General features: G+C 36.4%; 26 protein-coding genes. 16 read left to right on the top strand and 10 right to left on the bottom strand.

Going from position 1 to position 20881, the window contains the following annotated elements; translation table 11 throughout:
* Nucleotides 1-3: 3 nt before the first annotated feature.
* The 10 genes from CDOM16190_RS01040 to mrdA all read left to right on the top strand — a co-directional run bounded on the left by CDOM16190_RS01040 (nucleotide 4) and on the right by mrdA (nucleotide 7379).
* Nucleotides 4-1227, top strand: a complete 1224-nt coding sequence (locus tag CDOM16190_RS01040) for a lytic transglycosylase domain-containing protein (protein WP_170018512.1) — start codon at nucleotides 4-6, stop codon at nucleotides 1225-1227.
* Nucleotides 1211-2020, top strand: coding sequence for a septal ring lytic transglycosylase RlpA family protein (locus CDOM16190_RS01035; RefSeq protein WP_249934083.1), 810 nt, complete (start codon nucleotides 1211-1213; stop codon nucleotides 2018-2020). Before CDOM16190_RS01040 ends, CDOM16190_RS01035 begins: the two co-directional genes overlap by 17 nt.
* Before the next feature lie 2 nt (nucleotides 2021-2022).
* Nucleotides 2023-2592, top strand: a complete 570-nt coding sequence (gene hisB / locus CDOM16190_RS01030) for an imidazoleglycerol-phosphate dehydratase HisB (protein ID WP_170018511.1) — start codon at nucleotides 2023-2025, stop codon at nucleotides 2590-2592.
* Complete coding sequence (locus CDOM16190_RS01025; RefSeq protein ID WP_170018510.1) at nucleotides 2589-3077, top strand: KdsC family phosphatase; 489 nt, start codon at nucleotides 2589-2591, stop codon at nucleotides 3075-3077. The genes hisB and CDOM16190_RS01025 overlap by 4 nt, the downstream gene beginning before the upstream one ends.
* Nucleotides 3068-3589: an LPS export ABC transporter periplasmic protein LptC gene (gene lptC, locus CDOM16190_RS01020; RefSeq protein WP_170018509.1), complete on the top strand. Its 522-nt coding sequence runs from the start codon at nucleotides 3068-3070 to the stop codon at nucleotides 3587-3589. The genes CDOM16190_RS01025 and lptC overlap by 10 nt, the downstream gene beginning before the upstream one ends.
* Complete coding sequence (lptA, locus tag CDOM16190_RS01015; protein WP_170018508.1) at nucleotides 3568-4041, top strand: lipopolysaccharide transport periplasmic protein LptA; 474 nt, start codon at nucleotides 3568-3570, stop codon at nucleotides 4039-4041. The genes lptC and lptA overlap by 22 nt, the downstream gene beginning before the upstream one ends.
* On the top strand, nucleotides 4038-4643 hold the full coding sequence (gene yihA, locus CDOM16190_RS01010) for a ribosome biogenesis GTP-binding protein YihA/YsxC (protein WP_170018507.1): 606 nt from the start codon (nucleotides 4038-4040) through the stop codon (nucleotides 4641-4643). Before lptA ends, yihA begins: the two co-directional genes overlap by 4 nt.
* Nucleotides 4640-5104, top strand: a complete 465-nt coding sequence (locus CDOM16190_RS01005) for an N-acetyltransferase (RefSeq protein WP_502707495.1) — start codon at nucleotides 4640-4642, stop codon at nucleotides 5102-5104. Before yihA ends, CDOM16190_RS01005 begins: the two co-directional genes overlap by 4 nt.
* Nucleotides 5105-5199: 95 nt before the next feature.
* Nucleotides 5200-5559 carry a hypothetical protein gene (locus CDOM16190_RS01000; RefSeq protein ID WP_249934082.1) on the top strand — a complete coding sequence of 120 codons (360 nt, stop codon included), beginning with the start codon at nucleotides 5200-5202 and terminating at the stop codon, nucleotides 5557-5559.
* Complete coding sequence (gene mrdA, locus CDOM16190_RS00995; protein WP_170018505.1) at nucleotides 5556-7379, top strand: penicillin-binding protein 2; 1824 nt, start codon at nucleotides 5556-5558, stop codon at nucleotides 7377-7379. Before CDOM16190_RS01000 ends, mrdA begins: the two co-directional genes overlap by 4 nt.
* A 2-nt stretch (nucleotides 7380-7381) precedes the next feature.
* Here the strand turns inward: mrdA and ybeY are convergent, their stop codons facing one another.
* Nucleotides 7382-7792 (bottom strand): rRNA maturation RNase YbeY, encoded by a 411-nt coding sequence (gene ybeY / locus CDOM16190_RS00990; RefSeq protein WP_170018504.1) that lies wholly within the window; start codon nucleotides 7790-7792, stop codon nucleotides 7382-7384.
* A gap of 75 nt (nucleotides 7793-7867) precedes the next feature.
* On the opposite strand from ybeY, the gene queC reads away from it, so the two are divergent.
* Complete coding sequence (gene queC, locus CDOM16190_RS00985) at nucleotides 7868-8536, top strand: 7-cyano-7-deazaguanine synthase QueC (protein WP_170018503.1); 669 nt, start codon at nucleotides 7868-7870, stop codon at nucleotides 8534-8536.
* A 37-nt stretch (nucleotides 8537-8573) separates the two neighbouring features.
* Here the strand turns inward: queC and CDOM16190_RS00980 are convergent, their stop codons facing one another.
* The 6 genes from CDOM16190_RS00980 to mobB all read right to left on the bottom strand — a co-directional run bounded on the left by CDOM16190_RS00980 (nucleotide 8574) and on the right by mobB (nucleotide 13789).
* Nucleotides 8574-9230 carry a hypothetical protein gene (locus CDOM16190_RS00980; protein WP_170018502.1) on the bottom strand — a complete coding sequence of 219 codons (657 nt, stop codon included), beginning with the start codon at nucleotides 9228-9230 and terminating at the stop codon, nucleotides 8574-8576.
* A 135-nt stretch (nucleotides 9231-9365) separates the two neighbouring features.
* Nucleotides 9366-10352 carry a ferrochelatase gene (locus tag CDOM16190_RS00975; protein WP_170018501.1) on the bottom strand — a complete coding sequence of 329 codons (987 nt, stop codon included), beginning with the start codon at nucleotides 10350-10352 and terminating at the stop codon, nucleotides 9366-9368.
* Between the two features lie 2 nt (nucleotides 10353-10354).
* Nucleotides 10355-12250, bottom strand: coding sequence for a methionine--tRNA ligase (gene metG, locus CDOM16190_RS00970; RefSeq protein ID WP_170018500.1), 1896 nt, complete (start codon nucleotides 12248-12250; stop codon nucleotides 10355-10357).
* A gap of 12 nt (nucleotides 12251-12262) precedes the next feature.
* The gene (locus CDOM16190_RS00965; RefSeq protein WP_502707494.1) at nucleotides 12263-12487 is read right to left on the bottom strand and encodes a hypothetical protein; all 225 of its coding nucleotides are present in this window, start codon (nucleotides 12485-12487) and stop codon (nucleotides 12263-12265) included.
* A complete protein-coding gene (locus CDOM16190_RS00960; protein WP_502707493.1) occupies nucleotides 12459-13310 on the bottom strand; it encodes a class 1 fructose-bisphosphatase in 852 nt (283 codons plus the stop codon). The genes CDOM16190_RS00965 and CDOM16190_RS00960 overlap by 29 nt, the downstream gene beginning before the upstream one ends.
* Complete coding sequence (mobB, locus tag CDOM16190_RS00955) at nucleotides 13310-13789, bottom strand: molybdopterin-guanine dinucleotide biosynthesis protein B (protein WP_170018498.1); 480 nt, start codon at nucleotides 13787-13789, stop codon at nucleotides 13310-13312. Before mobB ends, CDOM16190_RS00960 begins: the two co-directional genes overlap by 1 nt.
* A gap of 108 nt (nucleotides 13790-13897) precedes the next feature.
* Between mobB and CDOM16190_RS00950 the strand changes: the two genes are divergently transcribed.
* The gene (locus CDOM16190_RS00950) at nucleotides 13898-14374 is read left to right on the top strand and encodes a hypothetical protein (protein ID WP_249934081.1); all 477 of its coding nucleotides are present in this window, start codon (nucleotides 13898-13900) and stop codon (nucleotides 14372-14374) included.
* Here CDOM16190_RS00950 and CDOM16190_RS00945 read toward each other — a convergent pair.
* From CDOM16190_RS00945 to gltX, 3 genes are read right to left on the bottom strand one after another with little or no spacing between them, the layout of a single operon-like run.
* Nucleotides 14292-15887, bottom strand: coding sequence for a lytic transglycosylase domain-containing protein (locus CDOM16190_RS00945; protein ID WP_249934080.1), 1596 nt, complete (start codon nucleotides 15885-15887; stop codon nucleotides 14292-14294). The two genes, CDOM16190_RS00950 and CDOM16190_RS00945, sit on opposite strands and share 83 nt — an antisense overlap.
* Nucleotides 15888-15915: 28 nt before the next feature.
* Nucleotides 15916-16209 (bottom strand): YggT family protein, encoded by a 294-nt coding sequence (locus tag CDOM16190_RS00940; protein WP_169974113.1) that lies wholly within the window; start codon nucleotides 16207-16209, stop codon nucleotides 15916-15918.
* Nucleotides 16206-17507 (bottom strand): glutamate--tRNA ligase, encoded by a 1302-nt coding sequence (gltX, locus tag CDOM16190_RS00935; protein WP_170018496.1) that lies wholly within the window; start codon nucleotides 17505-17507, stop codon nucleotides 16206-16208. Before gltX ends, CDOM16190_RS00940 begins: the two co-directional genes overlap by 4 nt.
* Before the next feature lie 114 nt (nucleotides 17508-17621).
* Between gltX and mscL the strand changes: the two genes are divergently transcribed.
* From mscL to CDOM16190_RS00915, 4 genes are all read left to right on the top strand, one after another.
* Nucleotides 17622-18020, top strand: a complete 399-nt coding sequence (gene mscL / locus CDOM16190_RS00930; RefSeq protein WP_169974111.1) for a large-conductance mechanosensitive channel protein MscL — start codon at nucleotides 17622-17624, stop codon at nucleotides 18018-18020.
* Nucleotides 18021-18042: 22 nt separating this feature from the next.
* The gene (locus CDOM16190_RS00925; protein WP_170018495.1) at nucleotides 18043-18687 is read left to right on the top strand and encodes a Crp/Fnr family transcriptional regulator; all 645 of its coding nucleotides are present in this window, start codon (nucleotides 18043-18045) and stop codon (nucleotides 18685-18687) included.
* A gap of 125 nt (nucleotides 18688-18812) precedes the next feature.
* On the top strand, nucleotides 18813-19361 hold the full coding sequence (locus CDOM16190_RS00920) for a cytochrome c3 family protein (protein WP_170018494.1): 549 nt from the start codon (nucleotides 18813-18815) through the stop codon (nucleotides 19359-19361).
* Nucleotides 19362-19380: 19 nt separating this feature from the next.
* Complete coding sequence (locus CDOM16190_RS00915; RefSeq protein WP_170018493.1) at nucleotides 19381-20727, top strand: multiheme c-type cytochrome; 1347 nt, start codon at nucleotides 19381-19383, stop codon at nucleotides 20725-20727.
* Nucleotides 20728-20881 lie beyond the last annotated feature (154 nt).

The following is a 20881-nucleotide window of genomic DNA, read 5'->3' as shown; positions in this document are numbered from 1 at the left end:
AAAATGAGAATTTTAAAAATAGTTTTTTTGTGTATGACCTGTACTATATTTTTATCTGCTTCGACTATGAATAAAAACGTTAAAGATGTAACCGAATCACAAAAAAAAGTATTGAAAGAATTTGACATAGACTATAAATTTCTAACCAGTCCTTACTATAAAACAGTTAAAAATAGTATCAAAGATAGTAAGAAAAAAGAATTTGCAAGGACAATAGAGAACGGATATAAGCATATTCCTGTCTTGCAAAAAATTATTAAAGATTCAGGTATCCCGGAGTCGTTTTTATATCTTGCGATGATAGAATCCGGTTTTTCCAACGAGGTTGTATCAAGAGTTAAAGCCGTAGGTATTTGGCAGTTTATGGCTCCTACGGCTAAGCTTTATGGTCTTAGAGTAGATGAGTACGCTGATGAGCGTAAAGATCCAATAGCTGCCACTATCGCCGCTACAAAGTATCTTCAAAATTTAAAAGATGAATTTGGAAAATGGTATTTGGCTATGATGGCATATAATTGTGGAGGAACTAGGCTAAAATCTGCTATAAAAAAAGCTGGAAGTGATGATATACACGTGCTTCTTGATAGCAAAAAAGGTTATTTGCCAAAAGAAACCAGGGCTTTTGTCACTAAAATTTTAACTGTCGCAAATATAGCGGCTGGTAATAGTTTCAAAAACTCAAGCGATTCTAATTTGATAAGTGATGCTAAAGTTGTTGAGCTTGCCAAGATTGATGTTCCTGGAGGAACTACCTTGATGGAGGTTGGAGACAGTATAGGAGTTAGCTTAAAAAGAATGAAAGAGTATAACTCTCATCTTAAATTCGTATATACTCCACCTACGGATAAGCAATACTATCTATACATTCCTAAAAATAAAGAAAATATGTTTAATGATAATTTTGAGGCCTCCCAAAATCGTAAATTTGAAATTTATACAATAAAAAAAGATGATACTCTCTTGGCTATTGCTCAAAAAACAGGAGTTAGTCATAAGATAATCAAAGAGTATAATAATCTAACATCCGATAAGCTAAAGCCAAATGAGAACATAGTGATCCCTACGGAGCAAAACATCAACTATCTTGCCGAATATATAGTAAAGAGCGGAGATAGCCTAAATGAAATTTCTGAGAAATTTGATGTCGCACTTAAGGATTTAAAGGATGCAAACAGTCTAATTAGCTCAAATTCATCTATCGGAGCAAAGCTTGCTACTGCAAAATAGTATCAAATTCGGCCTTTTGGCTATTTTTGTATCTATTTTTTTTACAGGATGCTCTTGGATAGGTATAAATTTTGGCCCTACGGGACCTACAAACGTAAAGATAAATAATTCAAAAGGTGTTCATCAAGCCACCATGCGTCCCTATACCATAAACGGAAAGACATATTATCCGACTATAGTAAGCGTGGGAGATAGGGCAAGTGGAATAGCCAGTTGGTATGGACCGAATTTTCATGGCAAAAAAACCTCAAACGGTGAAATTTATAATATGTATAATATGACTGCCGCGCATAAAACTTTGCCTATGAATACAATGGTGAGAGTTACAAATTTAAAGAACGGCAAAAATATTATAGTTAGAATTAATGATCGTGGTCCTTTTGTGGCTGGCAGGGTTATAGATCTGTCAAAAGTAGGAGCGCAAAAGATAGACATGATAGCATCTGGCACTGCACCTGTAGTGCTTGAAGTTGTCGGGTTTAATGGTAGTATAAATAGCAAAGTTGCCAATATACCAAGCTCTCAAAAGCCTAAGGTATCAAGTAGAGTTCAGCAAGATACTTTTGTTGGCGGTATATTTATGGTGCAAATTGGTGCTTTTAGAAATTTAAGTGGTGCAAATGCTTACAAAAGAACTCACTCTGCCAGGAACTACAATACTCAAATCAAAGAGTATATACTTGATGGAAGGGCTATATATAGAGTATTTTTAGTAGGCTTTAGAAGCGAAAACGAGGCTAGAGACTTCATTGAAGCAGGACATATAGAGGGCGCATTTATCGCAAGGGAGTAGGCGTGCAAAAGATAAGAAAGACCAAAGAGACTGATATAAGCTTAGATTTAGAAATTTATGGAAGCGGCAAGTGTGAGATAAGCACCGGTATAGGATTTTTTGACCATATGCTCGAAGCTTTTGCAAAGCACGCTTTGTTTGATATGAAGCTTGTTGCAAAGGGCGATTTGCATATAGATTTTCACCATACGGTTGAAGATACAGGCATTGTCATAGGCTCGCTTTTAAAAGAGATGATATATCCTGTAAACGGAATTGAGAGATTTGGCGAGGCGACGGTTGTCATGGATGAAGCAGCTGTAAACTGCGCTCTTGATCTATCAAACAGACCTTTTTTAGTCTATGAAAGTATCCATGAAGGCAAGGTTGGCGAGTTTGATATCGAGCTTGTGAATGAATTTTTCCAAGCGCTTGCATTTAATGCAAATATCACGCTTCATATAGCCAAAATTCGCGGCAAAAACTCTCACCATATAATCGAAGCAAGCTTTAAAGCTTTGGCTGTCGCACTTAGAAGAGCTCTTGCTAAAAACGAGCGAATCGGAGTTCCAAGTACGAAAGGCGTGTTGTGATAGAGATAATTTTTTTAGATGTTGACGGTTGTATGACTGACGGCAAGATAGTCTATGGCGCAAATGGAGAAGAGGTTAAATTTTTTGACGTTAAAGATGGATATGCTATAGAAAGTTGGCTAAAGCTTGGAAAAAAAGTTGCTATCATCACAGGTAGGAAATCGGCAATCGTAGAAAGAAGGGCTGAAAATTTAAAGATAGATCACGTATATCAAGGCGTAAGCGATAAATTTGCTGTAGCTGAAGAAATTTTAAAATTTGAAGGTCTAAACTTTGAAAACGCAGCAGCTATAGGAGATGACTATAACGATTACAAACTTTTAAAAGCTGTTAAGTGGAGCTTCAAGCCAAAAAATGCTATAAAAGAGCTTGATGTAAAAACCAAGCTTGATTTTAAAGGCGGAAATGGCGCTATCAGACAGATGATAGAGATACTTATAAAGCACGAAAATCTTTATGAAGAGTGGTCTAAACATTGGTTATAAGGATTTTTTACTTCGTCATAGCTATTTTTAGCGTGGCGATGGTATATATGACACTTCAAGATCCTTACTATAGTGAAATTCTAAAGCCAGACAATAGCATTGCCACTATCGGTATGAACGATGTTGTGGACTACGAAATCAATGCTACCATTGTAAGTGCTAAATATGAGGCTGACGAGTGGAATAGATATAAAAATATGGATGAATTTTTAAATTTTAGGGCTGATGTTTTAAGAGACGATACTTATCATAGCGTTATTTCCGACAAAGCTTTTTATCAAGACGAAACTATTAAGCTTAAAGGAAATGTTAGATATTTAAATAGTGAAAATTTGAAATTTGTTTCAGAGGAAGCAGATTATAATACTAAGACAAAAATCGCCAGTTCGAGCATGCCTTTTGTGATGACTAAAAATGAGGATAAGATAGTTGGCAATAGTCTTGTTTATGATGCAAATTTAAAGAGAACTTACGCAAAGGGAATTCAAGCATGGATGCAGGAAAAAAGATAATTTTGGCTTTCGTTTTTAGTATTTTACCTTTAGTCGCTCAAAATGTAGAAGTAACCGCGGATGATTTTTTTGCAGACGAGAACAAATTTATAAGTGAATTGAGCGGTAATGTTAGTGTCAAAAAAGGTAAAGATATATTAACTGCCGATAAGGTTGTGATACATTTTGATAAAAATCGTAATCCTATTAAATATGTTGCCACAGGAAATGCTAAATTTAAGGTTTTGATTAAAGATAAGAATTATAACGGAAGCGGAAATGAGCTTGTATACGAACCAAAATCAAATTTATATACCATAAACGGAAGCGGATTTTTGCATGAAGTTGATAGCGATAAGAGAGTTTATGGTGAAAAGATAAGTGTAAATCAAAATAGCGGCACATATAGTGTAAATAGCGGCAATAAAAAGCCTGTAAAATTTGTATTTCAAGTAGAGGATAAGAAAAAGTGATAAGGCCTATAAATGCCAGATTTCTTTTGTCTGCTCCAAATATATCACTTGCTCCTCCTGTTAGCGGTAGCGAAGTGGCATTTTTAGGACGTTCTAATGTTGGTAAAAGTAGCCTGATAAACGCTCTTGTGAATCAAAACAATTTAGCTAAAAGCTCATCAACTCCGGGTAAGACAAGGCTTATAAATTTTTTTGAGGTCGAATATATAAGTGATGAGGATAGGGTAAATTTGGTCTTTGTGGATCTGCCGGGCTTTGGATATGCAAAGGTATCAAAATCTATGCATGATGAGTGGAGACGAAATTTAGACGAGTATTTGAAGTTAAGATCAAATATAAGGCTCTTTGTGCATCTGATTGATAGCAGGCAGCATGATATGCCTATAGACAGAGGGGTTGACGACTATCTGCAAAGTTTTTTAAGAGCCGATCAGAAAATTTTAAACATACTAACAAAGGCGGATAAGTTAAATCAAAGCGAGAAAAGCGCAGCTTTAAAGGCATATCCAAACGCACATCTAGTATCAACTCTAAAAAAAATAGGTATTGATAAGGCAAATGAGCTTATAGTAAAAAATGCATTAGGTATAGATCTGCAGTGAAAAATTTAGATTTCAGAAAACCAAAGCCAAATGATATAAAGGCTATGCAAGAGCTTGTTAAAGATGAGGTTGCAAGCGGAGTTATACTGCCAAGAAGTGATGATGAGATCGCTACGAATATTCGTTCTTATATCGTAGTTTGTGATCAAGACCGGATAGTAGGCTTTTGCGCTCTTCATATACACACCATAAATTTAGCCGAAGTTAGAAGCCTTGTGATATCTAAAAATTTAAGAGGTAGCGGAATAGGAAGCGAGCTAGTAAGAAAAATACTTGATGAGGCTAAATTTTATGATATTGAAAAGGTTTTTACGCTTACTTATAGAAAGAGTTTTTTTGAAAAATTGGGCTTTATAGAGATTCCTAAATCAGAACTTCCTGCACAAAAAATTTGGGCTGATTGTATTAAATGCAAGCACTTTCCGGTATGCGACGAAATAGCACTGATATACAGCTTTTAAAATCCTTTTTTTGGGTTGCTTTATTATTTATATATCAAGCTTCTACTACGGTATTTATCTGGGCTCCTCCACTGATAGGACTCTTTTTTGCATACATGATTATTCTTACTATGGAAAAACAAAAAAGACTTTTAAAGTATGATATAAGGTGGTATTTTTCTATAGTTTATATTATTTTTGTTGAGCAAGTTCATGGATTTGCTCTATTTTCAACAATTTTAGCCTTTATAGTTTTTTACTATTTTATTTGTGATTGGCTTGTGGTGACTTTTAAATCAAGAGCTGTATTATTGATTTTTTTTGTATCAAACGGATATCTGGGGACGTATCTTATAAGCTCTCTGCTTGTATATATCAAAAATCTACCTATTTTAAATTTTGGATATGAATACTTTGTCTATACTGCCTTAGAGTCGGCTTTGGCTATTGTTTTATTTAAAGAGCGCGTCAAATGAGAATGCGCATAGTTTTTGCCATAATATTTAGTGTCTGGGTGCTTTTGCTGGTTAGAATCTATTATCTAAGCATCAAGTCTAATGAATTTTACGAGGAAATTGCAGAACAAAATATAGTAAAAAAGCAGTTTATGCCACCTGCAAGAGGACTCATACTTGATATTAAAGGGCGTCCTTTGGCAGTTAATAGGCTTGGCTTCTCGGTATCTGTTAAGCCTCATCTTGGTAAAAAAGATGTTTTGGATCAAGAACTTGAAAATTTGCAAAATATGTTTCAAGATCTAAACGTTACAAAATTAAAAAAAGATTATATTAAAGCCGATTCGCCTTATAATCAAGATTTTATAGAAATTATTGACTTTATAGATTACGACAGGATGATTCCTAAGATAGCTGCGCTTTCCTTGCGTGAAAATTTAGAGGTTAAACCGGCTTCCAAGCGTCACTATCCATATTCCAACCTTGCTTCTCATATCATAGGCTATGTCGGCAGAGCTAATCAGCAAGATTATATCAATGATCCTGTGACCAAGATTACAAACTATACGGGAAGAAGCGGAATAGAACGCTATTACAACTCTATTTTGCAAGGACAAGAAGGTGTTAGAAAGATAAAGGTAAATGCTCTTAATGAGGAGATAGAAGAGATTTTTAAAGAAGAGCCCAAGAGTAGCGATATAAGGCTAAGCATAGATCTGGAATTTCAAAAATATATAGAAGAAATTTTTGGAGAAAATGCAGGTGCTATTATTGTAATGGATGTCACCGACGGCTCTATTATAGCTGCCGGGAGTTTTCCCGAGTATGATTTAAATCCATTTGTAACAGGAATTTCACAAGCTAGATGGAATGAACTTATAAACAGCATAGATCATCCGTTTACAAACAAGCTTGTAAACGGACTATACCCTCCTGGATCCGTTATAAAAATGGGCGTGGCTCTGGCATTTTTGGATTCTGGAAAGATAGATAGGGGGACGGATTATTTTTGCAGCGGTTCTTTTGAACTTGGAGGGCGAAATTTTAGGTGCTGGAACATATACGGACATGGTAAAATGGATATGAATGCGGCCATTAGAGAGAGCTGTGATGATTATTTCTATAAGGGCAGCCTAAAAATAGGTATAGATGCTATAGCGCCGGTGCTTGAACGCTTTGGTATGGGGCAAAAGACAGGAGTCGATCTGCCTAATGAGTTTGTAGGTATTGTGCCTAGCCGCGAATGGAAGATGCATAAATACTCCCAACCTTGGTATCAGGGAGAGACCCTAAATACCTCAATAGGACAGGGCAATTTCCTAGTAACCCCTATGCAGATTGCAAGACATACCGCTATGCTTGCGACAGGTAAAAATATAATACCTCATTTTTTGCACAGTATAGGTGAAGAGGAGGTTAAATTTGAGGCTAATGATATCTTCACGCCTTTTGAAAAAAAACAACTCCCGCATATTAGAAAGGCTATGTATGAGGTTGTAAATCATCAAAAGGGAACGGCATTTAAATATTTTACAGATGCGAATCTCACAATAGCTGCAAAGACCGGAACAGCTCAAGTGGTGGGTATTTCTCAGGCTGAGAAAAAGCGTATAAAAGAGGAGGATATGAAGTATCTTCAGCGCTCTCATGCGTGGATTACAACCTATGCTCCATACGAAAAGCCAAAATATGTAGTTGCTATAATAATAGAGCATGGTGGACATGGTGGGCTTACTGCTGGTCCTATGGCTGTAAGGGTCTATAATAAGCTTTTGGAGCTAGGATATATCGATAAAAAATATGCCAAGAGTGAGCAAGCTATTAAAAAAGTCAAAAAATAGGCTTAAATTTGATCCATAGTCCTTACAATTAGACTCTTTGGAAGGTTAAATTTATCGATTATCTCCTCTTCTTTTTCTCTCATCTCTCCGCTATCTTTTTCATGATCAAAACCTAAGACATGAAGTAGTCCATGCGTAAATAATAGCGCGATCTCGTCATCTTTAGAGTGGTTAAATTCTTTTGATTTTTCCTCTGCTAAATCTAAATTTATAACGATACAGCCAAGAGGAACATGCATAATAAACTCAAATGGAAAACTTAAAACATCTGTTGTTTTATTGATTTTGCGCTGTTTTAGATTTATATCTCGCATTTGTTCGCTATCTACAAAGCTTAGCTCTACATCACTGGCTGTTAGATATTGACAAATTTGATCTAAAATTTCCGGATATTTTTCATCGCAAATTATCATTTTTAGGCTCTTTCATATAAAATTTTGTATAATTCTATCTAATTTTTAATGTTTTTAAATTTTAAAGAGGTAGTGATGGTAAAAAAAGCCGTTTGTATAATGAGTGGCGGGATGGATAGCACATTGTGTGCGACTATGGCGAAAAATCAAGGATACGAGATAATAGCGCTTCATTTTGACTATAATCAGCGCACTATGAAGCGTGAGAAAAGAGCCTTTGAGGAAATTTGCGACAGACTTCGGATAGAAAAAAGACTGAATTTAGATGTAAGTTTTGTAGCCGATATTGGAGGAAATTCTCTAACAGATGCCAGCTTAAATGTGCCAAAAGACGGCCTTGGTGATGAAATTCCAAATACCTATGTTCCGTTTCGTAATGGGATATTTATCTCTATTGCTGCCGCACTTGCCGAAAAAGAGGGCGCAGAGGCGATATTTATAGGAGTGGTTGAGGAGGATAGCAGCGGTTATCCTGACTGCTCGGCCAAATTTATTGAGAGGATAAATTCGGCTATAAATCAAGGCACATCGCCAAATTTTAATGTCAAAATCATAACTCCGCTCGTAAATTTAAGAAAGGCGGATATTGTTGCTAAATCTATTGAAATGAACTCTCCTGTTGAGCTTACATGGAGCTGCTATGAGAGCGAGGATATAGCTTGCGGAGAGTGCGATAGCTGCAGGTTAAGACTAAACGGGTTTAAAAGAGCCGGAGTAAAGGATCCGATCCAGTATAAAAAATAGACCTCGCCTGTTTTTGATCAAGAGGCGAGGAGCAAGATTATTTAAATTCTTGAGCAATTTTATCTGTAAGTTGTTTTTCGTAAATTCGTAAAGCGTCATTTGTCACTTTTTGATAGTCTCTATCTAAAACCATCTGAAATTTTTCCATGTGATCCACATCTGTAGTAATGTTTTTGCTGCCTGTAGAAACGTCGCTTTTTATATGTGTATTTACAGCAACCGACCAAAATCCTGGACGGAAAAAAGACCAAAATTTAAGCACATCAACTTTTAATATTATTGTATTTTGATTTATTTGTTTTTCATCGTTTAAAACATAAAATCCATTGTTTGCAAATGCTCTAGCAACACTCGTTTTGACTAAATTTGTAACTGTTTGATTGCCATCAAGAACTATATTTTCCATAGCTTTGCCGTAACTATTTCTTTTTCTTGCTATATACTTATCTTTTTCTTTTGCATTCAGACTTTCTACTTGCCTATTGTGAACGGATGGAATCGAAGCATTTTTTGGAGTATCTTCAAATTCTCTTTTATCGTTAACTGAAGCTATAAATACAACTCCTTTTGCTGAATTTATATTTTGGTAATTCTGAAATTCAGGGTTTTGTAGTGTAAATTTACCTTTTGAAGCGGGGCAGCCAGCAAAAAATAAAGCCATGAAAAATATAAAAACTATATGGATAAACCGCATATCTTCTCCTTTTTTTTGAAATATTATTTAATATCCGGTAAAAATAGAAATTTTATTTAGATTTGCTTAATATTTACTTATGATATATAGATTTATATAAATAATTTTTATGATATATTTGAAAAATTCTGGATTTTAAAAATCAAATAGAGTTTTTTCGGCTTCACTCTTGTTTAACATTGTTTCGAGTTCTTGTTTTTGACACTTTACAATAGCGTATCGAAAATCTTTGAGTTGTTTTAGCTCGGCTATATCGTTAAAAATAAAGGTTGAATCTATCTTTGTCTTATAATTTTTAGGTATACAAATTTCTACTGAGTCTTTGAAGTTTTTTCTTAAAAAATTTGCTTCCATCTCAAATAATTCATCGTCGCTTTCTACTATAAAAGCTCTAAAACTTGCCCCGAATGGAGTTATCTTAAAATTTCTATCTACAAAAACAGGTTCAAAATGCTCAATCCCTCTTAAATCGCCCATCTTAAAGGCTATTTGATTTTTATTAAGATGACGAATAAGCCCTGACAAAAACCCCTTGAATGCTTTTGGTATGGCTAAATTTTGATAATACACATCGTCGCAAATAATTGATGTAAAAAATATTGAGCCTTTATTAATTGCTTTGGCTTGTGTATCTGTCCATACGGTATCGTAAAATGGCGCAATCTTTGATAGAATTTTTATATCGTCGCTAAAAAATATATCGTTCTTGTCGGCATTTATGATTTTTAAAAATAGCTCTTTGGTGTCTATGGGCAATATATTTGCATGTTTTGGTAGGCTCGTTCGTTTTAAGATGGCCTTTTGTACACAATTTATAGAGTAAAATTTAAGATTTTTATAGCTGCTTTCAAAGCGCATTAGACGCATTAAAGCCACGCTTAGACTATCTACCTTTAAAAATGCAATCTCTTTATCGATAACTTCAAAATCATCCTCTATAATGACTGCATAGGCCCCGTTTAATATGGCTTCTTTAATCTCATCCTCATTGGCATTTATGCCTATATAGGCATAGCCTTGTCTGATATTTTTAGCTTCAAATGAGAAATTTAAGACGCTTGAAACACTTGGCTTGTTTAAAACCTCTGCATTTATTAGGCGTCTTAAATTCTCAATATTCATCATCAGCCGACGATTGCTCCATTTTTAACGTTTGAGATAGGACTTAACAGCGCTAGCGAGCCGTCTTCTGCCGTAAGTATCATGCCTTGAGAGATATTGCCAAATATCTTAGCCTCTTTTAAATTTGCCAGCACGCAAACCTGCTTGCCGACAAGCTCTTTTGGATCATAAAATTTAGCAATTCCCGATACGATCTGTCTTGGCTCGCTTTCGCCAAGATCTATTTTAAATTTAAGCAACTTGTCGCTGCCTTCGATATTTGAAGCCTCTAAGATAGTTCCAACTTTGATAACACACTTTTTAAACTCATCTATTTTGATTTTTGGCGTTTCATCCTTGATAGGCTCTGCAACGCTTGGTGCAGGAGTGCTCATAAGCTCTTTTTCTATCTTTGGAAATAGCGGCGGTGTCTGCTCGCAAACAAAGCCTAAAACCTCGTTTTCAAGTATTATCTTTTGATAATTTTGGGTTGAAATTTCAAATTTCATCGCCTTGGCTATCTTCTCGCAAGTCTTTGGCATAGCAGGACTTAGCAAGATCGCCACGCGCACAAGCAAATTCGCACAAAGGCTCACAAGTGCGTTAGCCTCATCGCTTCTACCTTCTTTTATCAAATTCCACGGCTCAAATTTAGCAATGCTTGCGTTTGCGATATTTAGCACCCGCCAAAGCTCTTCTAAGTAACGATTTGTGGCAAAAATTTCTAAATTTTCGCAGGCTGCTTTTAGATGCACAGTTGATTCATCTAAAATTTCTCCATAATACTTTCTAACGTCTTTGCTTGAAACTTCGTAGTTTGAGTACTTGCCGCTCATTCCGATTATTCGGTTTAGCAAGTTTCCAAGATCGTTGCTGAGCTCCGAGTTTATGCGCTCGATAAGTGCTTTTTGCGAGAAATCCCCGTCTTGACCAAACGGAACTTCACGCAGCATAAAGTATCTGAAATTTTCAAGTCCATAAGCGTCTGCAACCTCTTTTGGCACGACTACGTTGCCCTTGCTCTTGCTCATCTTTTCGCCGTTTCTGGTCCACCAGCCGTGTGCCGCGATATGCTTAGGAAGCGGCAAATCAAGACTCATCAAAAACGCTGGCCAGTAAATCGCATGAAAGCGCAAGATATCCTTGCCGACTAAGTGCACCGCATTTTCCCAAAAGCTCATCTTCTCGCCGTCTCTAGTGTAGCCAAGTGCGGAGAGATAGTTCATCAGCGCATCAAGCCAGACATACATCACGTGTTTTGGTTCATTTAAATTTGCAGGCAGTTTTACGCCCCAGTCAAAGCTGGTGCGAGTTATAGATAGGTCTTTAAGCCCGCCTTTTACAAAGCTTACGACTTCGTTTTTTTTACCTTTCGGAAGTATGCACTGCTCGTTTTGCTCGTACCATTTAAGCAGTGCGTCTTCGTATTTTGATAGTTTAAAAAAGTAGCTTTCCTCTTTGACTAAGCTTGTCGGTCGCCCGCAGTCAGGACAGCACTCGTTATCTAAAAGTTGAGTTTGGGTAAAAAACGTCTCGCAGCTAACGCAGTAAAAGCCCTCGTATTCGCCTTTGTAGATGTCGCCTTTTTCAAGCATTTTGTTAAAAGCGTTTTGAACGGTTAGTTTGTGGCTCTCATCGGTTGTGCGGATAAAGTGATCGTAACTTATCTCAAATTCATCCCAAAGCTCTTTAAATTTTGCGCTTATCTCGTCTGCGTATGCTTTTGGGCTTTTGCCTTTTTTTTGCGCAGCTTGTTCTATCTTTTGTCCGTGCTCATCGGTTCCTGTTAAAAAAAACGTCTCTTCGCCTTTAAGTCTTGCAAATCTAGCCATCGTATCGGCGATGATCGTAGTGTAGGCGTGTCCGATGTGCGGGACATCATTTACATAATAAATAGGTGTTGTTATATAAGCTTTCATAATCTTCCTTAATTAAAAATCAAATCCGCCGGTGCTGCCTTTAGACATCGAATTATAGACGGCATCAACATAATTTTTACGAATTTCGCATTCAAATAAATTTTCGCAGGCAAAACAGCTTGTTAGGTTTTTTTGAGATTGGCATGACTTTAATATGTCTATTTGGTTATCAAGTTCAAGCTCGAATTTGTCTTTTTGCTTAAGCTCTTCAGCCATTTTTGCTTCCGTAAAATTCATGCAGAGTCCTTATCTCCTCTTTGGAGCCAAAGAAGCATGGTGTGGTTTGGTGGATTTTTTCTATCTTTATATCAAAAAGACTCGCAGAGTAGCCGTCACTCGTAGCTCCGCCTGCACGCTCATAGATAAAGGCAAAAGGCAGCACTTCAAAAAGCACTCTAAGCTTGCCGTTTGTCGCATCGGTGGTAGCCGGGTAACTAAAAAGTCCGCCGCCTTTTAGCAAAATTTGATGCAAGTCGCTTACCATTGCGCCTGAATATCTTAAGCGGTATCCTTGCTCAAAAAGCTCTCTTATAAATTTAGCGTGCGTATCGCTCCAGCCTTTTTGAGTGGCACCCGTGGCGTTTAGCTTGCCTTTTTCTTTTAGTTGCAAATCTTTGATAAATTGAAATTCGCTCTCTTTGTTGAGTCTATAAAGCTTTGGCTTATCCGTGCAGATAACCAGCTCAAGGCGCGGCCCATAGACGCTATATGCAGAAGCTACTAAATTTTCAGGCTTTAGTTCGTTTTCGTATATGCCAAATATAGAGCCTATAGCAAAATTTACATCAACCAAGCTTGAGCCGTCAAGCGGATCATATGCTACGATGAATTTTGCATTTTCGTTAAGCGCTAAAATTTCGTCCTTTTCCTCGCTAACCAGCGCTTTTACGCACTCTAAATTTGCAAATTCGCGCGTGATGATCTCATCACTTAGCACATCAAGCTTAAGCTGGGTGTCTCCCGTAGCGTTTGCATGATCAGTGTAGCCAAGATCGGCAAATTTTATCTCTTCTGCAATCTTAACGGCTATTTGTTTAATCGTTTCAAAAATTCTTTCCATCATAAAGCCTTTGCGTTTTGTAAAATCCACTCACAAATAGTGTCTATATCGTCTAAATTCATATTTAAAATATCAAATTCACACTCTTTTTTATAGCTTGCAATAGCGTTTGAAAATCCGATATATTCAGCGTTTATCTCGTCTTTAAACACGCTTAGCCTAGGAAGCGGGAGAGTTTTAAGCCCTTCTACTAACAGTAGGTCAAATTCGCCCACCATAGACACTACTTCATCAAGACTCTTTTGCTCTTTTGAAAAGTATGTCGTACGCGTGGGGCTTAGCACAACCACGTCAGCACCTATTTCGCTAAATCTATAGCTATCCTTGCCTTTGACGTCAAAACGAGCCTTGTCGCCCGGATCGTGCTTAATGATAACTACTTTTAGTCCATCTTTTATAAATTTTTGCCCTACCTTTAATATAAGCGTAGTTTTGCCGCTATTTGAGGGTCCTGAAAACGCCATTGCCAATCTTTTCATCTAGTTCCAACTTCTAAATTTTCGTAAGATTATAACAAATTTAGGCTTTCTTAAAGCAAAAATTACCCAAATTAAAGATAAAATAAGAAAAAATTTCAAGGTATTATTATGAAAAATTTACTAATATGCTTAGCTATTATGACGGCTTTTTTGGGGTGTTATAATAAAATTGTCATTCACGAACCTCTTAAAAATGAGCTTTTGGCTTATACGAGCAAGAGCGAAATAATCAAACAAGATTTTAAAATTTTGATTTTAGGAACCTATCTAAACCCCGTTCATAGCGAGCTTATAAAAGAAAACAAAGATGAGAAATTTATAATCGCCATCCACCCAAAAGATGCTGACGTAAATTTAAAAAGTTTTAGTCTAAATAACGACATAAGCGGCATTAAAACTAGAATTTTAGACGAAAATGACGAGCTTTTAAAGCTCATCACATTTCAAATGCCGTGGGGCAAATATATCGAAGTAATCGCACCTGAAAAGAGTTCGGATAGACTTAATCTTTCTTTCGAAATTTATCCGTCAAATCAGGTGAGCTTAGAGTTTCAAAAAGTTTCAAAATCGATGTACTGGAATTAAGCAAGTGCGAGTATATAACGTAGTTTGCGAGCACTTTTTTGCCATAGTGCCTGCTTTCGGCATAGGGCACAAGCTCAAGCGATAAAAACGGCTCAAATTTTCCTTCGTTAAATAGATCTCCGCGCTGAAGCATACGCTTGGTAAAGCCGATACCGCCGTTATATGCATAAGCTATAAAGAGCGGATGGTGCAAGAATTTTTCAAGATAGTTTAAGTGGTGATCTGCAAATTTTAAAGCAACCCTTGGATCAAACATATCGTCTTGATCAAAGCCCTCTATCATAAGCTCTTTTTTGCCGATGTGATTTGCAAGAAAGGGCATAAACTGCATCATCCCGAGTGCGTAAGATGTCGATATTACAGATGGGATAAACCTGCTTTCTTGCCTTCCGATAGCATAAATCGTAGCCTTTCTGGTCGCATTTATATCCTCAAGCTGTTCTAAAAACGGCATGACAAAGTAGTGATCTTTATATCCGCTTGCTTTTTCCATGAAGTAAGCGTGCTGCCCAAGTGTTTCTTTGGTGTTGAAAAGCTCTGCGAATTCAAGAGCTTTAGTCGCATTTACCTCTTTTACGATAGCAAAGGTTTTTTGCCATAAAAACGGATCTTTGATATCGTAGTCTTCGAGCTTTTGCTTAGTCGGTGTCGGTGAAAAAACAGCTGGAATTTCTTTTCCTGTTAGCTCGTTTGCATATAGTGTATAGATGTTTATATCGCTGCTTTTGTTTAGCTTTTCAAGCAAAATTTGGTTTTTAGTGATGAGGTATTGCCAAAAGATCGCAGCGTCTTTTGCACCTTGGTTTTTAAAGCTATCTTCGGCTCTTTTAAAAAACTTAAAAGCAGTCTCTTTTGAGTCTAGTAAAATAGCGTTAATGCCAAGAATATAAGCTATCTGATCGCTTATCAAATCATCTTTGATATTTAAAAAATTCGCTCTAAATTTAGGAAGCTCTTTATCTATAATTACTCTATTTATGATTTTTTGAAAAGATTGTTCTTTGGCTAGTAGATTGATAAAATCGGTACTAAATTTTTGATTAAACCTAAGTTCTTTATGTTTTTTGTCACTTGCCTCAAATAACTCTATAAAGGCTCTTGCATCTTTAAATTTATCAAATTTCAAGGCCGAATTTTTAGAGTTTAGAATCCTTAAATTTCTAGCCGTTGTTTTATTTATATCATCAAATTTTTGAGCCAGTTTTTCTCTATCTTTTTTGGATATTTTTAGCATAAAAGGTATTTTTAAAAGCGCTTTTTGACAGGTTAAATTGGCATCTACTATGTTTTTTGCATTTATCTTTGCGCAGTTTGTAGGTTTTAACTCCGGTTTTATTATAGTATTTAGCGCTTTTATCATGGTCGGAGAGCGACGAAATATATCCTTATTTAGCTCCTCAACCTGCTTAATTGTATAATTTCCCTCTGTTATTAACCTATATATATAATAATCTTTTGCTAGCCCTTTTTCTTTAACTTTTATCTCGTTAAAGCTTTTTACCTCTCCAAACAAGAAAGTCGTAAGGAGAAATAAAATTATATTAAATCGAATTAGCATATTGCAGCAGTAAGCTTATGAAAAATCTATCAAAAAACTGAAGTGCTAAAAGTATGAAAATCGGCGCCAGGTCTATCCCTCCAAATACTGTAGGGACAAATTTTCTAATCCAGGCATAAACGGGCTCCGTAAGACGATATAAAAGCTGAACAACAGGATTATACGGATCTGGTCTTACCCAGCTAATAATGGCTGATATAATGATAATCCAGACGTAAATTTGAATCACCATATGCAAAATATCGGCAATAGCGGATAAAAAAGTAGATAGTATCATTGTAAAATTTCCTTTAATTTTTCTTTTATTAGAGGGAACAGCTCGCTTAGTTCAGGTCCGTGCTGTTCGTTTGTAAGCAGAATTCTAAGCGGCATAAAAAAGCTTTTGCCTTTTAAATTTGTAGCGCTCATTAGAGCCTTTTTAAACTCGTCAAAGCTTTGAAATTCATCCAAATTCATTGAATTTGCAGCGCTTTTTATGATCTCACACTCGTTTTTAAACTCATCAGGAATGTCTTTTGGCGCAAATATCGCCTCTATCTTTTGCTTGATCTCGTTTAGCAAGCTTGCCTCTTGGGTATAAAATTTGATTAGATCCGCTAAATTTTCATCTAATCCGCTAAGTGTAGCAAGTCGCTCGCTACTAGCTAGTTTGATATGTTCTCTGTTTATATGTTCAAGCATTTTTATATCAAATTTCGCAGGACTTGGCGAGACTTTAGAGATGTCAAACCACTGTGCAGCGTGATTTATAGTAAAAATTTCCACAGGAGCTTTATAGCCAAGCGATATGATGTAGTTTGCTATGGCTTCCGGCATAAATCCTTTAGAAAGCAGCCACTTTACGCTACTTTCGTTCTCGCGCTTGCTCATCTTTTTACCCTCTATATTTAAGATGATAGGCAGATGTGCGTAGCGAATTTTATCTGTGTAATCAAGTCCCTCTCTGATAAGCTCTTGCTTAGGCGTGTTGCTTACGTGATCTTCGCCGCGTATAACAAAAGTAACGCCCTCAAGCATATCATCTGTCGCGCAGGCAAAGTTGTAAGTAGGAGTTTTGTCCGCGCGCATGATCACAAAGCTATCGACGTTTTCGGGTTCAAAGCTTACTTCGCCTTTGATGGCGTCGGTAAATTTCATCGTGTTTTTTGGCTTTTTCATGCGGATTACAAACGGCTTTTCACACGCCAAAACCTCTTCATCACTCATCTTTTCGCAAGTGCCGTCATAGCGATACGCGATACCTTTTGCTTTAGCCTCTTCTTTTTTGGCTTCCAGCTCGCTTTCAGTACAAAAGCAGGCAAATGCGTGTTTGTCTATCATTAGCTTTGAAGCAAGCTGACGGTGAAATTTTAAATTTTCACTTTGATAGTAAAGCTGATCCCATTTGATGCCAAATTTGGTTAAAATTTCTAAAATTTCTTGATCTTTTCCCGGTATATTTCTTTCTTTATCGGTATCTTCTATGCGTATTACAAAACCGCTTTTATCCTGTAAAGAACATAGGTAGTTTAGGATGGCTACGCGCAAATTTCCAAGATGCATATCTCCTGTAGGAGATGGCGCAAAACGATACATTTTGATATTCCTTTATTAATTTTTAAAGAGTGATTATATCATTTTGTATTTAAATCGCTTGTTAAGAAAAATCTTATATAATATTATTTATTACATTCAAACAAGGGGTGAAACATGAGTTTCGTTAAGGAATTTAAAGAATTTGCTATGCGTGGAAACGTCATAGATATGGCTGTGGGTGTCGTTATAGGAGGCGCTTTTGGCAAAATCGTAAGCTCTCTTGTGGGCGATGTGATTATGCCTATAGTAGGTGTTTTAACTGGAGGAGTAAATTTTACAGATCTTAAATTTACTCTCAAAGACGCAGTAGGAGATGTGCCGGCTGTTACTGTTAATTATGGCTCTTTTATACAGACAATGGTTGATTTTATGATCATTGCTTTTTGTATATTTTGTGTTATTAAGGCTATAAATACTCTTAAAAAACCAAAAGTCGAAGCTCCTAAAGAGCCTGCCAAGCCAAGTGAAGATATCGTTCTTCTAACAGAGATTAGAGATCTTCTTAAAAAGTAAATTTCGTATATTTTGTTAAAAAATGAGTGTTTTAGGACAAATTCCATTTTTTAAAGAGCTGAGAGAGAATGAACTAGAGCAACTAGAAAAAATCAGCATAATCAAAAAATACAAAAAAGGCGAATTTTTGTTTATGGAAGGAGAGGATTCCAAGTGGCTTCATCTCCTTCTAAAAGGCTCATTAAAACTTTATAAAACTACACCAAAAGGCAAAGAAATTTTCATGCATCAGCTTAACGCTATGAATTTCGTAGCCGAGCTTGCGAATTTTGAAAATATTAAATTTCCAGCTACCGCACTATTTATAAATTCGGGAGAGGTTTTAAAGATAGATTATGAGAAATTTTATAATGATTTTCTATCAAATCCTAAAATTTCAGTAGCTATCATAAAATCTTTATCTCAAAAGCTAAAAATTGCCAGTGAGGTTTTGCATCAGGAGCTTATTTTAAGCTCGGAAGCAAAAGTAGCTAAATTTTTAATGGATCATCAAGATCTTTTTAATACTTTAAAGCATGTAAAAATCGCTTCAATATTAAATATGACTCCAGAAACTTTTTCGCGCATACTTGCCAAATTTAAGACACAAGAGCTTATCGATTTAGATCAAAACAACAAAATCATCACTATTTCAGAAGAAAAGCTTAAAGAATTATTTGATAACTGATATTTAATTTCAAATTAAGATTAATTGATAAACGTCAAGAATTTTCACTTCTACCTTAGTTATAATAACTTAAATATTTTATTAATAACATTTAAATAAAATAAAATATTACAAGAAGGATCCGCATGAAAAGAAAGTTTTTTGTTTGGTCGGTTGTGCTTGGTATATTTATAGGACTTATATCATCGATCGGAATTGCTGATCTGATCCATTATACTGGAAGTGATAAATTTTGTACTATGTGCCATACTATGGAGCCTATGGTGAAATCTTATCACAATGACGTACATGGTGGCAATAACAAGCTTGGAGTAAAAGTGCAGTGCTCTACCTGTCACCTTTCTCACGATAATACTTTAATGTACCTATGGACAAAGACAAAAGTGTCTCTAAACGACGGTTATAAGACTTTATTTACCGATGTAAGCAAGATTGATTGGCATGCGAAGCGTAAAAACGCTCACAAATTTACGTATGATAGCGGTTGCATGACCTGTCACTCGAATTTGCAAGATATGAACAATCAAGTCGATAAGGCTTGGCTTGCCCACAGGGATTATTTCGCAGGACACATTAAAAAAACCTGTGTCGAGTGTCACAATAATGTAGGGCATAAAAATTTGGGCATAGAGATTACAAAACATTGGGAGAATATAAATGCAAACAATAAATAAAACCTATAAAGGAGGAATAATGTTGAAAAAAGTTATTGCATTAATAGCCTGTCTTTTTTCGTTCGCATTTGCTGAAAGCATTTCGGATGCAAATCTTGTGAAAAACTTAAAAGTTGATCGCAATTTGACCCCACTTGCTAAAAGCTGCGTTGAGTGCCACGCAAAAGAGACACCGGGTATTGTGGCGGATTGGAAAAATAGCCGTCACGCACATGTTGGAGTAAGTTGTACGGATTGCCACTCGCACCCTGCGGATAGTCCTATGGCAATGAAACAAGCACATCCAAAGGATAGTAACAATCACGTGTCTGCTTTAGTAAGCCCAAAAACTTGCGAAAAGTGCCATGCTAACGAAGTTAAAGAGTTTAACGAGAGTGGTCACGCAAGAGGCGGTATCCAAGTGTATGCTAAAAAAGGTATGCTTGATTTGATGTATCATTTTGAAGGTAGAGGTCATCCTGATCTACAAATTTCTCCTGATTCAACAGGTTGTATGCAATGCCACGGCTCTGTGATTAAAATGGATGCTGATAATCGTCCTACAAAAGAGACTTGGCCAAACTACGGTATAGGCAACCTATATCCAGATGGTGGAATCGGCGGATGTAAAGCATGTCATAGCGGACACAAATTTGCTGTAAGCGAAGCTAGAAAACCGGCTGCTTGTGCATCTTGTCACCTTGGACCTGACCATCCGGATATAGAGATTTACAACAACTCTATGCACGGTCATATCTTCAACTCAGAAGGACATACATGGAATTTCGACAGCGCTCCTGATACATGGGCTGTGCCTGACTATAGGGCTCCAACTTGTGCGACTTGCCATATGAGCGGAGTAGGTGAGCTACAAACTACACACAACGTTTCAAGACGCTTAAAATGGAACCTTTGGGCGCCACATAGCAACCTAAGAACAGGTGGAAACGATACTGCGGTAAGCGAGTATCAAAAAACAGGCAAGCTAAACGTAGGTACACCTCTTGCAGGTCACGTTGATGGTCCCGATGCGGCTAGAAAAGAGATGATGATGGTTTGTAGAGAGTGTCACTCTTCGCTTCATAGTGAAAACTTCTTTGCGATGGCGGATAAGCACGTAATGCTTTACAACGATTATCACAAAGACGCAAAAGCGATGCTAGATGATCTTAAGTCTAAAAAGCTTCTTAAAGAAGATCCATGGGCGGATGAGTTCCAAAGAATTTACTACCACCTATGGCACCATGAAGGTCGCCGTATGAGACAAGGTGCGATGATGAACGGACCTGACTATGCTCACTGGCATGGAGTTTTTGAGCTTAAAGATGATATTAGAAAGCTTAAAGATATCTATGACAAGAGATTAAAAAGCGGAACTATCGAGTAATATTTTTTAAAACATAGGGTGAGAGCTTTCTCACCCTATATCTTTTTTAAATTTTATCTTTATTATTTTCTATCAAAACAGTTGATTTGGCTAAGTTGTTTAATAATTTTTGCTAAATTTATAATATGTTTTATATAGTTTCTTCACTAATTAT

The organism is Campylobacter sp. RM16190, from assembly GCF_012978835.1.
Lineage (GTDB): Bacteria > Campylobacterota > Campylobacteria > Campylobacterales > Campylobacteraceae > Campylobacter_A.
The sequence above is the reverse complement of the archived record's forward strand: the minus strand, read 5'-3'. Positions and strand labels throughout refer to the sequence as shown.

Bases quoted from the DNA above. Each gene is read 5' to 3' on its own strand.
- CDOM16190_RS01040 (WP_170018512.1), top strand. From the start codon at position 4: ATGAGAATTTTAAAAATAGTTTTTTTGTGTATGACCTGTACTATATTT.
- lptA (WP_170018508.1), top strand. From the start codon at position 3,568: ATGGATGCAGGAAAAAAGATAATTTTGGCTTTCGTTTTTAGTATTTTA.
- CDOM16190_RS01000 (WP_249934082.1), top strand. From the start codon at position 5,200: ATGATTATTCTTACTATGGAAAAACAAAAAAGACTTTTAAAGTATGAT.
- mrdA (WP_170018505.1), top strand. From the start codon at position 5,556: ATGAGAATGCGCATAGTTTTTGCCATAATATTTAGTGTCTGGGTGCTT.
- ybeY (WP_170018504.1), bottom strand. From the start codon at position 7,792: ATGATAATTTGCGATGAAAAATATCCGGAAATTTTAGATCAAATTTGT.
- queC (WP_170018503.1), top strand. From the start codon at position 7,868: ATGGTAAAAAAAGCCGTTTGTATAATGAGTGGCGGGATGGATAGCACA.
- CDOM16190_RS00980 (WP_170018502.1), bottom strand. From the start codon at position 9,230: ATGCGGTTTATCCATATAGTTTTTATATTTTTCATGGCTTTATTTTTT.
- CDOM16190_RS00975 (WP_170018501.1), bottom strand. From the start codon at position 10,352: ATGAATATTGAGAATTTAAGACGCCTAATAAATGCAGAGGTTTTAAAC.
- metG (WP_170018500.1), bottom strand. From the start codon at position 12,250: ATGAAAGCTTATATAACAACACCTATTTATTATGTAAATGATGTCCCG.
- CDOM16190_RS00965 (WP_502707494.1), bottom strand. From the start codon at position 12,487: ATGAATTTTACGGAAGCAAAAATGGCTGAAGAGCTTAAGCAAAAAGAC.
- CDOM16190_RS00960 (WP_502707493.1), bottom strand. From the start codon at position 13,310: ATGGAAAGAATTTTTGAAACGATTAAACAAATAGCCGTTAAGATTGCA.
- mobB (WP_170018498.1), bottom strand. From the start codon at position 13,789: ATGAAAAGATTGGCAATGGCGTTTTCAGGACCCTCAAATAGCGGCAAA.
- CDOM16190_RS00950 (WP_249934081.1), top strand. From the start codon at position 13,898: ATGAAAAATTTACTAATATGCTTAGCTATTATGACGGCTTTTTTGGGG.
- CDOM16190_RS00940 (WP_169974113.1), bottom strand. From the start codon at position 16,209: ATGATACTATCTACTTTTTTATCCGCTATTGCCGATATTTTGCATATG.
- gltX (WP_170018496.1), bottom strand. From the start codon at position 17,507: ATGTATCGTTTTGCGCCATCTCCTACAGGAGATATGCATCTTGGAAAT.
- mscL (WP_169974111.1), top strand. From the start codon at position 17,622: ATGAGTTTCGTTAAGGAATTTAAAGAATTTGCTATGCGTGGAAACGTC.
- CDOM16190_RS00925 (WP_170018495.1), top strand. From the start codon at position 18,043: ATGAGTGTTTTAGGACAAATTCCATTTTTTAAAGAGCTGAGAGAGAAT.
- CDOM16190_RS00920 (WP_170018494.1), top strand. From the start codon at position 18,813: ATGAAAAGAAAGTTTTTTGTTTGGTCGGTTGTGCTTGGTATATTTATA.
- CDOM16190_RS00915 (WP_170018493.1), top strand. From the start codon at position 19,381: ATGTTGAAAAAAGTTATTGCATTAATAGCCTGTCTTTTTTCGTTCGCA.